Source organism: Arthrobacter humicola, from assembly GCF_022803015.1.
GTDB lineage: Bacteria > Actinomycetota > Actinomycetes > Actinomycetales > Micrococcaceae > Arthrobacter > Arthrobacter humicola_A.
Genome location: NZ_JAFKON010000007.1, coordinates 61,696 through 74,117, shown reverse-complemented (window position 1 = coordinate 74,117; position 12,422 = coordinate 61,696). Strand labels below are relative to the sequence as shown.

Sequence of the window (12,422 nt, the reverse complement as noted above, 5' to 3'; positions counted from 1 at the left end):
CAACTCCGGCCCCACCCCGGCCCACCGAAGGCCACAGGACAAGCCGGTCGGAAGATTCGCCCGGTTCCAGCCACCCGCATCAGCCGCAAGCCACCCGCACCAGCCATCAGCAAAGGAACCGACATGAACGCAGTCACCGGGATCCGCTCAGCCGCGGCGACCCCCGTCCCGCACGCCCCCGCCCTCCGGGTTGTGTCCGGCACGGCAACACCACAGGCCAACCACGCCACTGCGGCCCCACCGCCGCTGCGCGTTGTTGACGAGGCCCGCGAGATTTGTGCGATTTCCCGGAGCACCGTGCAGGCGGCGATCGAAGTGCTGGCCGGGACGAGGCCCGCACAGCAGCTCTCCCGGCGCCTGGACCCGCGCTGCCTGGCGGCCCTGCAGCACCGAGCCGCATTGACCCGCCGGGTTGCCTCCGGCAGCTCGCCAACGGCAGGCAGGCTGCACCGCAACCCGTCCGTCAGGTCCGTCCGGGCCTGCCGCGTGTCAGATGACGTCTACGAGGCCAGCGCGGTGGTGGTCGAGGAATCACGGGTTCGCGCGGTCGCGCTGCGGCTGGAGCGCGGCACGGCGGCCTGGCGCGTCACCGTGCTGGAGATTGGCTGAACGGCACGGCCGCAGGCACAAAACAGGCAGAGAGTCCGCACAAAACAAGCAGGGAGTCCGCAGAAAGCCGGCAAAAGAGAAAAGAGAGGCAGAGAACCGGCAGAAGCCAGTAGCCGGCCGAAGGCAGGAACCTGCGGAACCGGGCCCGGTCTGCAAGGGAATGCCCGGCATGTAAGGGAAAGGAGGCGCAAACACGGGAGGACCGGAGCAAATGCTCCGGTCCTCCCGTGTTGGCTTCGTGCCTAGCGCCGCTTCTTCTTCGCAGCGCGGCGGCCGATGTCCTGCGCCGCGGCCTTGGCCGGGTTTCCCGAACGTCCGGAGACCTTCGCCTCGATCCGGGTCTGGGCGGCACCGTCCTCGCCAGGGGCGGTGTACTGCAGCTGCGCGGGTTTCTCCGGGGCTTCGAGCCCGGCAGCATGGATCTGCGGCTCGTGGTGTTCGGTGTGCTGGCCCTCGGCGTCCGCCACCACAACGTCTTCGGCCGGCGTCACTTCGACGTCGAGGTTGAACAGGAAGCCGACGCTCTCCTCGCGGATGGCCTCCATCATGGCTTGGAACATGATAAAGCCCTCGCGCTGGTACTCGACCAGAGGGTCACGCTGGGCCATGGCGCGCAGCCCGATGCCCTCCTTGAGGTAGTCCATCTCGTAGAGGTGTTCCTGCCACTTGCGCCCGATGACGGAAAGGACCACCCGGCGCTCGAGTTCGCGCATGCTCTCGGAGCCAATCGCCTGCTCCCTGGCCTGGTAGACCAGACGGGCATCGGAAAGGATCTCTTCCCGGAGGAACTCGGTCGTGATCCGGGACTTGCCGCCGGCCTCGTCAATGACGTCGCGCGGGGTGAAGCTCACGGGGTACAGGGTCTTGAGGTTGGACCACAGGAGGTTGAAGTCCCAGTCATCGCCGGTGCCCTCGGCTGTGGCTTCGTCGATGAAGGCGTTGATGGTGTCTTCCAGGAAGTACTGGACCTTCTCGTGGAGGTCATCGCCTTCGAGGATGCGGCGCCGGTCACCGTAGATCGCCTCGCGCTGGCGGTTCAGGACGTCGTCGTACTTCAGCACGTTCTTGCGCTGTTCGGCGTTGCGGCCTTCCACCTGGCCCTGGGCCGAGGCGATGGCACGCGAGACGAGCTTGGATTCGAGTGCGACGTCGTCGGGCACCGAGCTGTTCATGAGCCGCTCGGCCGCGCCGGAGTTGAACAGGCGCATCAGGTCATCGGTCAGGGAGAGGTAGAACCGGGACTCGCCGGGGTCGCCCTGGCGTCCGGAACGGCCGCGGAGCTGGTTGTCGATGCGGCGGGACTCGTGCCGTTCGGTGCCGAGCACGTAGAGTCCGCCCAGGTTCAGGACTTCCTCATGTTCGTCCTTGACGGACTGCTTGGCGGATTCGAACACCTCGGGCCACGCGGCCTCGTATTCCTCGGAGTTCTCCTCCGGGTCCAGGCCGCGCTTGGCCATTTCGGCGACGGCGGTGAATTCCGCGTTGCCGCCGAGCATGATGTCGGTACCGCGGCCGGCCATGTTGGTCGCGACCGTGACGGCGGCCTTGCGGCCTGCCTGGGCCACGATGGACGCTTCACGGGCATGGTTCTTGGCGTTCAGGACCTCGTGCCGGACGCCTTCCTTGGCCAGCAGCCGGGAGAGGTATTCGCTCTTCTCGACGCTGGTGGTGCCGACGAGGACAGGCTGGCCGTTTTCGTGGCGTTCGGCGATGTCCTTGACGACTGCGTCGAATTTGACGGTCTCGTTCTTGTAGACGAGGTCGGCCTGGTCGATCCGTGTCATGTCGCGGTTGGTCGGGATGGCGACGACGCCGAGCTTGTAGGTGCTCATGAACTCGGCGGCCTCAGTCTCGGCCGTGCCGGTCATGCCCGCAAGCTTGTCGTACATGCGGAAGTAGTTCTGCAGCGTCACGGTGGCGAGCGTCTGGTTCTCGGCCTTGATCTCGACGCCTTCCTTGGCTTCGATGGCCTGGTGCATGCCTTCGTTGTAGCGGCGGCCGGCGAGAATGCGGCCGGTGTGCTCATCGACGATCAGCACCTCGCCGTCGAGGATGACATAGTCCTTGTCGCGCTTGAACAGCTCCTTGGCCTTGATGGCGTTGTTCAGGAAGCCGATCAGGGGCGTGTTGGCGGACTCGTAGAGGTTGTGGATGCCGAGGTAGTCCTCGACCTTTTCAATGCCGGCCTCGAGGACACCGACGGTGCGCTTCTTCTCATCGACTTCGTAGTCGGTCTCGGCCTGCAGGCGTGTGACCACCTTGGCGAATTCGCTGTACCAGCGGTTGGTGTCCCCCTGGGCCGGACCGGAGATGATGAGCGGCGTGCGGGCCTCGTCGATGAGGATCGAGTCCACTTCGTCGACGATGGCGAAATGGTGGCCGCGCTGGACCAGTTCCGAGCTGTCCCACGCCATGTTGTCGCGCAGGTAGTCGAAGCCGAATTCGTTGTTCGTTCCGTACGTGATGTCCGCGGCGTACTGTTCGCGGCGCAGCGCAGGGTCCTGGTTGGACAGGATGCAGCCGCTGGTGAGGCCGAGGAAGCGGTAGACGCGGCCCATGAGGTCTGACTGGTATTCGGCGAGGTAGTCGTTCACGGTGACGACGTGGACGCCCTTGCCGGTGAGGGCGTTGAGGTAGGCCGGAGCGGTGGCCACCAGGGTCTTGCCTTCACCGGTCTTCATTTCCGCGATGTTGCCCAGGTGCAGGGCGGCGCCGCCCATGAGCTGGACATCGAAGTGGCGCATGCCGAGGGTACGGGACGAGGCCTCGCGCACGGCCGCGAACGCTTCGGGCAGCAGATCGTCGAGCTTCTCGCCGGCCTGGTGGCGTTCGCGCAGCCGGTCAGTTTCTTCACGGAGCTCGGCGTCCGTGAAGGTCTGGAAGGAGCTCTCCAGGGCATTGATGGAATCGGCATAGTTCCGCAGTTGCCGCAGGGTTTTTTTGTCACCCGTGCGGAGAAGTTTTTCGATAAGTGATGCCACGTGAAGTTGCTCCCAGTCTCAAGCTGCCGAATTCTGGCGTGTTTAGTCTACGGGAGAGACGCAAGGCCGGTGGCGCCTGTTCCCTCACAGCGGATAGTGCGGTTTACCGGGCAGCCACGGCTTCGGCGAGCGCCGGTGCAAGGTTCCCCATTGGCGAGACAACTACGTCGTCCAGTCCCAGCCACTCTGCCATGAGCTGCAGTTCCGCGGCGAGTTCGACGGCGGTGTCCTCCGGCGCGCCGGGTTCGGCATGGGCGGCCCTGGCCAGGAGCCGCCCGCCGGCCCGGTCCGCTTTGAGGTCGACCCGTGCGACGATCGCGTCGCGGAGCAGGAACGGCAGGACGTAGTAGCCGTACTTCCGCTTCGGCTCGGGAGTGTAGATCTCGATCCGGTAGTGGAACCCGAAGAGCTCCTCGAGCCTCCGGCGTTCGAACACGAGGGAGTCGAAGGGGCTCAGGAGCGCCCGTCCGGTGGCCGAGCGCGGCAGTTTCGCCTCCACGTGGCGGTACAGGGGCCGGTCCCAGCCGGATACCGTGACCGGCTGCAGCCGGCCGCTGTCCACGAGGTTCCGGACGGCGACGGCGGCGTCCTTCTGCGGTGTCCGGAAATAGTCGGCGAAGCATCGCACAGTCCCGATACCGTGGGCCTGTGCCGCGGCGTCGATCAGCCGGTCCATGGCCGCGGCCGCATCCGGTTCGGGTGCCGCCGCCTCCTTGCCCGGTCCGGGGAGCACCCGGGCGGTGAGGGCGTAGCGCCGTTCGAAGGAGTCGGTCCGCGAGGATGCGGACACAAGTCCCTCTTCGAAGAGATGTTCCAGCACCCTTTTGACGGCGTTCCAGTTCCAGCCCCAGTTGTCCCGCTGCTGGTCTTCCACGTGCCCGAGCCGGGCTGTCAGTTCGGCGGCGGTCAGCGGCTTCCCGACGGCCAGGGTGTCCAGGACTTTGGCCGCCACCCCGTTGCGCAGTTCGGGGTCCATCGCGTGCGCGCCCACCCATTTGCGGCTCTGCCACTGCACGAGATCGTGGAAGTGGTCCGGGCGGATGAAGCAGGCTTCGTGGGCCCAGTACTCCATCATCCGGCGCGGGTGGGTCCCCGCCATGCGCGCCAGGATAGTGCGGTCGTAGTTGCCGAGCCGGGAGAAGAAGGGCAGGAAGTGGCTGCGGGACACCACATTGACGGAGTCGATCTGAACCAGGTGCAGCCGGGCAAAGGTACGGCCCACCGCCCGTGCACTCACGGGTCCGGTGGGCCGTTCCTTCTCCAGTCCCTGGGCTGCCAACGCGATCCGCCGTGCCTGTGCCAGGCTCAGCGATGCTTGCACGTTAGTCCCTTCGTCGGAAAAGTCTGCACCAGCTTATGCGCTGGCGGGCTCATCCTCTGAACGGTAGGCCAGGATTTTGTCTTCCAGACTCGAATGTCCGGGCTCGCACGTCTGGTCCAGGGAGATGACCCCGTAGGTCCAGCCGTCACGGCGGTAGACGACCGACGGCGCCTTGGTCTCCTTGTCCACGAAAAGATAGAAGTCGTGACCCACAAGTTCCATGTTGTCGACGGCGTCATCGAGGGTGAGCTGGGACGCGGCGAACACCTTCCGGCGGATCAGTACAGGCGAGTCGCCGGCCGGAATGTCGTTCTCGACCTCATACGGCGACTTCTCTGCCGCCGTCGCCTGGGTCTCCTGCTGCTGCGCCGCCTCCACATAGAGGGGTTCGCTGGGGCTGGCCGGCTCCAGGGCTGCCGTCGCCTCGGTGACGGACTTCGGGGTATGCCGGCCGTGGTGGACCTTTCTGCGGTCCCTGGCCCTGCGCAGGCGTTCAAGAAGCTTGTTGTAAGCGAGATCGAACGCGGCGAACTTGTCGGCGGCACTCGCTTCAGCGCGGATTACTGGGCCGCGTCCCAGGACTGTCAACTCAACCGTGAGCGATTCGGCGGTCTGGCGGGCTTTGGTCTCTTTGGTGACCTTCGCGTCTACCCTCTGGACCTTGTCTCCCAACGACGCGATCTTTGAGATCTTGTCGTCGGCATATTCGCGGAACCGGTCTGAGACCGTCAAGTTGCGTCCGCTGATCATGAACTCCATGGTGCCCTCCAAATGACTTCGGTGACACGACGGCGGTACTTCCCGGGGGCCGATCTGACTGACAGTCGAGCCCCTTTCCGAGCCGCTATCGACAGGTACATCTGTTCTTGGTACCCATGTTCGACGTTAGTTCATAGACACCTGTTATTCATCCTTTTACGGTTTATTTTTTTAGCTCCCACCGATCATCCGCGCCGCCGCGGGGGTGGCGGCGCGGACATCGGTGGCGGCCGGCGGGCGTGTCGCGGCCAGCACAACGGCGCCGCTGACAATGGCCCCCGCGGCCCGGAGCGCACGGGCCGCCTCCGCCAGGGTGGCGCCGGTGGTCAGCACGTCATCGACGATGATGCAGGCACGTCCTTCGACCCGCGCAGGCCACGGACCGGACCTGGCCCGCATGGATCCGCGCACGCGCCGGGCGCGCTCACCCCGGCCCAGTCCCTTCTGTCCGCCGGACAGGGAGCCGGCCCCTGTGGGGCCGTCCCGCAACCGGCCCCACAGGGGCAAAGCCGGGGGTTTCGTGTTCCGCGCGGGCGGCACGGATTTCCGCAGCGCGTCCGCGACGGTGAGCCCTGGGATTTCATCGCCGCGGACGAGCCGACGGAGCAGGACATGGACGGGGCTGAAGCCCCGCCTGCGGTAAGCGGCGGCGTTCGTGGGTACGGGGACGAGGACGAGTCCCTGCCCGGGCCCGGACGCGGCGTGGAGGGCGCGCGCCAGGCCCCGGGCCAGTTCGGCGCCCAGCCGGGCCTGCCCATGGCTTTTGAAGGACAGCAGGCACTGCGCCAGCTCGGCCCGGTATGCGCCAGCCGCCACCACGGGCAGCAGCACGGAGCCGTCCATGTCAATCAGGGCCGGAGCCTGGGCCTCTGCCCGGAACGGCCTGAGCGTCAACAGGCGCAGCTTACGGGAGCACGCGCCGCAGAGTGCCGAGTCCTCCGCCCCGCAGCAGACGCAGTCCACTGGAATGGCCAGGGCGAGCACCTCAGCCGCCGCTTCGGCTGTCCGGTCGCCCAGCCTCGCCAGCGGCCGCGCGTAGCTCCCGCGGTGTCTCGCCGCCCTGGCCGTGGCCGGGGCAAGGTCAGGGTCCGCTGCCGGGACCGGGGTGGTGTGGCTGCCCATCCTCCGATCCTGGACCGGGTGCGCCCCCGGTAGTAACCCGGCGTGCCGCTATGTGGACAACACCATGGCCGGAACCTTCACCGGACCCGGGTGACGGCGGCACCGCCGTCGTCCGAGGGGGCGCCGGTCAGCCCGGGAACGAGGGGGCGCCGGTCAGCCGTCGTCCGAGGGAGCGCCGGTCAGCCGGGGAACGAGGGGTCGATGGGGCCCTTGAGCTGCGGTGACCAGCCGTTGCCCAGCCGCTGGAAGATCCCTTCGGCGGATTGGCCGTAGATCTCGGCCGGTCCGTTGCCTGCGCTGAGGGCCGTCAGCCCGGGCCACGGCGCCAGCTGCTGCGGCTGCGCCGAGGTCAGCGACAACAGCTCGGGGGTGACGGCATCGCTGGCGGAGGCCTTCATGACCGCGACGGTGGTGTCATCCACCCAGACCCCTTGGTCCGGATCCTGGGGAGTCAGGAGGGTCAGGGGCACGGTCAGGTCCCTCGGGGTGCCGTCCGCGTTCCGGATGATCCCGGTGATCTGGACCTTGCTCTTGCCGTTCTGCTGCGAAATGACGAGGGCCCGCGTGCCGTCCCGGGAAATCCGGAACTCCTTCACCGTCCGGCCCGAGAGCCATCCCGGCGACAGGGTCACGGTGGGTACGCTGGCGGTCTCCGCCACACCGACCGGCCGGTAGGCCACCACCTCGGTGGCGCCGCCGGCACCCGGCCCGGCGGTCCAGACCCAGTCATAGCGGCCGAACGAAGGCCGGGACAGCGCGGCCCGCGTGGTCAGCGCCCGGGCGGGCTGGCCCGGAACGATCGAGTACAGCGTGGTGCGGGCGGCGTTGAGGAACGCGGCGGCCTGCGACTCGGTGGACTCCGCAGGCGCCCGGGGTGAGAGGGCTGCGACGGACCGGACGTCCGGGAGCGGTGAAATCCTGTTGTTTTCGTACCGGACCAGGTCATTGTTGCTGACGGCGATCTGGTAGGCGGGGACGCTTTCGTCCTGGACCGGAGGCAGGACCGTGCCGTTGTCCTCGACGCGCACCAGGTCCTGATTGGCCCGGAGCTCAACGTTGATCACATCCGGCTGGCTGCGGAACGTCAGGGCAAGCTGCGTCTGCATCCGCAGCCGGTCCTCGTTGGAGGCCTCGACCAGGTCCTTGGCGGTGAGATCCACCTGCGCGGCGCCGGATACCACGGGCACTGATTCGCGGGCCAGCTTGATGCCTGAAGGGAACGCGCTGACGACGGCGCCCTTGAGGTAGGGGGCGGGTCCGCCCAGGAGCGCGCTCGTCATGGCTTTGACGGTCTTCTTGCGGATGAACCACCGGACGTCGGGCACCGCGTAGGTGAACGTGGGGTCGTAGAAGTAGATCGGGAACGCGCCGTAAATGACCTTGAACGTTTCTTCCGGAATGGCCGTGCCGTCCGGAAGATCGGAGATTCGCCACTCGCCGTCCACCTGGGTCACGGTGACGGGTATGTTTTCGGTGGTGCCCTCGGGAAGCTGCGTGGCCACGCCGTCGGCGTCCACCGAATAGGCGAGGTCGAGCTGGTAGTTGAAGACATTTTCGACGCCGGTGGCCACCACCGTGGCCTTGCGGAACACGAGCGCCCGCTGGTCCGGCTTCCACGTCACCGACGAACCCTGGGTGAGGTACTGCCGGGCCACGGCGTAGTCGTCCTCGTAGCCGCTGCCGGCGAGGTAGAAGTCTTCGATCACCGCTTCGGGTCCGGCGCCGGGACGCGGCGCGGCCGGAAAGAAGACCGGGGCGTTGGGGTTTCCCGCACTCTCGTCCGTGCTCTTGCCTACCGGCCCCGAGCGCGGAATCTGGGCGCACGAGGTCAACAGAAGCAGGATGAGCGCCAGCAGCGCGGCCCCCACGCGGGTAAACCGGCCCGAAACCCCACTCATGCCCTGCCCTCCGTCCCGGTCCCCCGGGGGCCGGCCGAGCCGCCGTCCGGGATAGCCCCGCCGGCGGCACCGCTGCCGCCGTCGTCAGAAAAGTCGTCATCGAAGCCGTCTGAGAATCCGTCTGCGGAACCCTCAACACCGGTCCCGCGGCCCGCGGTCCGGAGCGGGTCCAGCAACACCACGGTGCGCTGGCGGCCTGCCTCGGGGAGCCCGACGTTGACCGGTTCGAGCTGGAGCGGGGACCTGGTGATCGGCTCGTCGCGGCGCAGGGGAAGGGTCAGGCGGAAGTTCGACCCTTGTCCCTTGCTCCCCCAGGCCTGCAGCCAGCCGTCGTGGAGCTTGGTGTCCTCGGCGGCAATGGACAGTCCCAGCCCGCTGCCGCCCGTGGTGCGGGCCCGGGCCGGATCGGCGCGCCAGAAGCGGTCGAAGACGCGCGCCGCCTCAGCCGGGGTCATACCGATTCCGTGATCCCGTACGGCCACGGCCACGGCGGTGCCGCTGGCGGCCACGGAAACGTTGACCGGTCGGCCCTCGCCGTGTTCGAGGGCGTTCAGGATCAGGTTGCGCAGGATCCGGTCGATCCTGCGGTCGTCCATGTCGACAATGACGCTGCCGGCCGGGGCGTTGAGGGTGACGGCGGACCCGTATTCGGCCGCGACGGGCGCCACCCCCTCGATGACATGCGCGACAAGCTGGACGATGTCGGTGGGCTCGGCGTCCAGGGTGGCGGCACCGGCGTCAAAGCGGGAGATTTCCAGCAGGTCCGCCAGGAGCGACTGGAAGCGTTCCACCTGGTTGTAGAGCAGCTCCGCGGAGCGCTTGTTGATGGGGTCGAAGTCCTCGCGGGCGTCATAAAGGACTTCGGCGGCCATGCGCACCGTGGTGAGCGGGGTGCGGAGCTCGTGGGAGACATCGGAGACGAACCGCTGCTGCATCTGGGACAGCGTGGCCAGCTGGGTGATTTGTTCCTGGAGGCTTGCGGCCATGTGGTTGAACGAGGCGCCCAGGCGGGCAACCTCGTCCTCGCCTTTGACCACCATGCGCTCCTGCAGCTGGCCGGCGGCGAGCTTCTCGGAGACGACGGCGGCATGGCTGACCGGGCTGACCACGTTGCGGGTCACATACCAGGCGACGCCGCCGATCATGAGCACCAGCAGCGCGCCGCCGGCCAGCAGGACATTCTGGATCTCGTCGAGGGTCTTCTGCGCCGTGTTGAGGTCGTAGATGAGGTAGAGCTCATAGACGGTGCCGTTGAAGGTCACCTTGTTGCCGACGGCGATGCCGGGCCGGTCTTCGGTCCCTACCGGGAACTGGGTGGACGCCCAGTACTGGTCCTTGCCCGACTCCTGCACAGCCTTGCGCAGGTCCGGGGGGATGACGCCGATGGTGAGTTGGTCCGAGGCCCGGGATTCAACCCAACGGTTGCGGGGCTTGGTCTGCTCCGGCATGGCCTCGAAGACGTAGCGCCGCTGGATCACGGATCCGCGGCCTTCGACCGCGTTCAGGGTGTCATAGACCAGGGTGATGACGCTCGACTGGTCGGTGACCTGGGCACCGTCGAACGTGTCCTGGACCTGCTTGACGTTGTACCGCGTCTCCGATTCGGCCTGGGCGAGCCGCTCCTGGAACAGGTTGTTGGCGATCTGGTTGGACAGGTAGGCGCCCACCACCGCGAACGAGCCCATGGCAAGCATCAGCGTGGTCAGGACCGTCCGGAACTGCAGCGAACGCCGCCACTTCCGCTGTACAGCCCGGAGCAGGTACAGGATGCCGGGCCACAGGCGCTGCATCCCCGTGCGGACCAGCCGCGCGACCCGGACGCCAACGATCCTCGCGCGTTTGGCCCACAAGCGGGTCCGGAAGGCCAGACGCCGCCACGGGCCCGGCCCGCCGCGGGGCGTTTCGGGCGCGCGGGGCACGGACGTCTCTGGCGATGACGCCGCAGATGACTCGGCCGGCGACGCGGATAACTCGGCCGATGACGCCACGGACGACTCAGCCGGCGACGCGGCTGACTCGGCCGATGGTGCGGCTGACTCGGCCGGTGCCGCGGTATCCGTTGCTATGGACTGCCGGACACTGCGGTCCGCAGGCTCAGGAACCTGCTTTATAGCCGACACCACGGACCGTCAATACAACTTCGGGGGCTTCCGGGTCGCGTTCGATCTTGGACCTCAACCGCTGGACATGGACATTGACCAGCCGGGTGTCGGCGGCGTGCCGGTAGCCCCAGACCTGCTCCAGGAGCAGTTCGCGCGTGAACACCTGCCACGGCTTGCGGGCCAGGGCGACGAGGAGGTCGAATTCCAGCGGCGTCAAGGAGATCCGGTCGTTGCCGCGGCTGACCAGGTGGCCGGCCACGTCGATCGTGACATCGGCGATCCGCAGGGTTTCCGGTGCCTTTTGGTCACCCGGGCGGAGCCTGGCCCGGACCCGGGCGACGAGCTCGGCGGGTTTGAACGGCTTGGGCACATAGTCATCGGCACCGGACTCGAGGCCGCGGACCACATCCGAAGTATCCGCCTTGGCCGTGAGCATCACGATCGGGACGTCGGACTCGGCACGGACCTGGCGGCAGACCTCAATGCCGTCCATCCCCGGAAGCATGAGGTCGAGCAGGACGAGGTCGGGCTTGGAGGAGCGGAACACGTCCAGCGCCTGTGCGCCGTCCGCGCAGAAGACGGGTTCGAAGCCGTCATTGCGCAGCACAATACCGATCATCTCGGCCAGAGCCTCGTCATCATCCACTACCAGAATGCGTGCCTTCATAGTTATATATTCCCCCATTGAATTGGCTTTGTCGTATCGGGCGGCCCACCGGCATGGTGGAACCGGGCCTGCCACCGCCGCCGGAACCGGCCCGGAACCGGCCCGGAACCGCGCCGATGCATGGGACGCTGTGACAATTGCCGCGTTGTCCTGCATGCTGTGGACAGGCCCAGTGAACCGGCCCGGACCGCAGGAGGAACCCGTGAACACCCCGATCTACCAGCGAGCCCTGGGCAGCGACTTTGCCCGACTGCAGCCGGAGCTTCAAGAATACTTTGCTTTGGCACCGGGATCCGGCCACTACGGCGTCGGCGAGGGGGTGTTCGACGTCGTCGGCTGCCGGCAGGCCTGGCTGCGTCCCCTGCTGCGGCTCACCACCGGCGAGCAGGCCTTCTTCCCCGAGTACGGCGAGGGCGTCCGCTTCCGGATCGAGAACCACGCCCACCTGGACCCGTTCGGCAGGTCCAGCCTGACGGCCCGCCGGGAAATCTTCTTCCCGGGCACCACCCGGCTGTTCCAGGACACGACCAGCTTTGATGACGGCGGGCCTGATAACGGCGGGCGTGGGCCCGGGCTCGTGGATTACGTGGGCCGGCACCGGCGGCTCGTCACCGACCTCAATCTCAGCGTCACGCCGGAGGGCCGGCTGCGCGGCGTGTCCGAGGCGTCGCGGCTGTTCCTGGGACCGCTCCGGGTTCCGCTGCCGGCGGCCCTCGACGCCAAGGCCTACGCCGAGCAGTGGTGGGAGCCGCAGCACGGCGGCAGGCACCGGATCCAGGTCAAGGTGATCCAGCCCCAGCTTGGTCTGGTGCTGGTCTACGCCGGCCATTTCGACTACCGGCTCGAGCCCTACCCCGGCGGTATTGCGGCGCCGGGCTACCTGCCAGGGCACGCCCGACCGGACGCCTGGGAAAGCAGGGTCTGACCGGGGCCCGCAGGGGCACAGCGGGGGCACCGCGGGCC

Annotated in this window: 9 protein-coding genes; 2 read left to right on the top strand and 7 right to left on the bottom strand. The window is 67.5% G+C overall.

Features of this window, described 5'->3' with window-relative positions:
• Positions 1 to 123 precede the first annotated feature (123 nt).
• The gene (locus ARTB_RS14430) at positions 124 to 609 is read left to right on the top strand and encodes an Rv3235 family protein (RefSeq protein ID WP_243181195.1); all 486 of its coding nucleotides are present in this window, start codon (positions 124 to 126) and stop codon (positions 607 to 609) included.
• 242 nt (positions 610 to 851) lie between these two features.
• Here ARTB_RS14430 and secA read toward each other — a convergent pair whose 3' ends face one another.
• The 7 genes from secA to mtrA all read right to left on the bottom strand — a co-directional run bounded on the left by secA (position 852) and on the right by mtrA (position 11,459).
• Positions 852 to 3,590 carry a preprotein translocase subunit SecA gene (gene secA / locus ARTB_RS14425; protein ID WP_028276005.1) on the bottom strand — a complete coding sequence of 913 codons (2,739 nt, stop codon included), beginning with the start codon at positions 3,588 to 3,590 and terminating at the stop codon, positions 852 to 854.
• 103 nt (positions 3,591 to 3,693) lie between these two features.
• Positions 3,694 to 4,911, bottom strand: coding sequence for a winged helix-turn-helix domain-containing protein (locus ARTB_RS14420; RefSeq protein WP_243181194.1), 1,218 nt, complete (start codon positions 4,909 to 4,911; stop codon positions 3,694 to 3,696).
• Between the two features lie 33 nt (positions 4,912 to 4,944).
• Entirely contained in the window at positions 4,945 to 5,670 is a 726-nt protein-coding gene (gene hpf, locus ARTB_RS14415) for a ribosome hibernation-promoting factor, HPF/YfiA family (protein WP_028276003.1), read from the bottom strand.
• Positions 5,671 to 5,841: 171 nt separating this feature from the next.
• On the bottom strand, positions 5,842 to 6,792 hold the full coding sequence (locus ARTB_RS14410; RefSeq protein ID WP_243181193.1) for a ComF family protein: 951 nt from the start codon (positions 6,790 to 6,792) through the stop codon (positions 5,842 to 5,844).
• 179 nt (positions 6,793 to 6,971) lie between these two features.
• Entirely contained in the window at positions 6,972 to 8,690 is a 1,719-nt protein-coding gene (locus ARTB_RS14405) for an LpqB family beta-propeller domain-containing protein (RefSeq protein WP_243181192.1), read from the bottom strand.
• On the bottom strand, positions 8,687 to 10,480 hold the full coding sequence (mtrB, locus tag ARTB_RS14400; RefSeq protein ID WP_439954137.1) for an MtrAB system histidine kinase MtrB: 1,794 nt from the start codon (positions 10,478 to 10,480) through the stop codon (positions 8,687 to 8,689). Before mtrB ends, ARTB_RS14405 begins: the two co-directional genes overlap by 4 nt.
• 304 nt (positions 10,481 to 10,784) lie before the next feature.
• Complete coding sequence (gene mtrA, locus ARTB_RS14395) at positions 10,785 to 11,459, bottom strand: MtrAB system response regulator MtrA (RefSeq protein ID WP_026538469.1); 675 nt, start codon at positions 11,457 to 11,459, stop codon at positions 10,785 to 10,787.
• Between the two features lie 202 nt (positions 11,460 to 11,661).
• Here mtrA and ARTB_RS14390 point away from each other — a divergent pair, with 202 nt between their 5' ends.
• Positions 11,662 to 12,384, top strand: a complete 723-nt coding sequence (locus tag ARTB_RS14390; RefSeq protein ID WP_243181190.1) for a DUF4166 domain-containing protein — start codon at positions 11,662 to 11,664, stop codon at positions 12,382 to 12,384.
• The last annotated feature ends 38 nt before the right edge of the window (positions 12,385 to 12,422 follow it).

Bases quoted from the DNA above. Each gene is read 5' to 3' on its own strand.
- ARTB_RS14430 (WP_243181195.1), top strand. From the start codon at position 124: ATGAACGCAGTCACCGGGATCCGCTCAGCCGCGGCGACCCCCGTCCCG.
- mtrB (WP_439954137.1), bottom strand. From the start codon at position 10,480: ATGCAGCGCCTGTGGCCCGGCATCCTGTACCTGCTCCGGGCTGTACAG.
- ARTB_RS14405 (WP_243181192.1), bottom strand. From the start codon at position 8,690: ATGAGTGGGGTTTCGGGCCGGTTTACCCGCGTGGGGGCCGCGCTGCTG.
- mtrA (WP_026538469.1), bottom strand. From the start codon at position 11,459: ATGAAGGCACGCATTCTGGTAGTGGATGATGACGAGGCTCTGGCCGAG.
- ARTB_RS14410 (WP_243181193.1), bottom strand. From the start codon at position 6,792: ATGGGCAGCCACACCACCCCGGTCCCGGCAGCGGACCCTGACCTTGCC.
- hpf (WP_028276003.1), bottom strand. From the start codon at position 5,670: ATGGAGTTCATGATCAGCGGACGCAACTTGACGGTCTCAGACCGGTTC.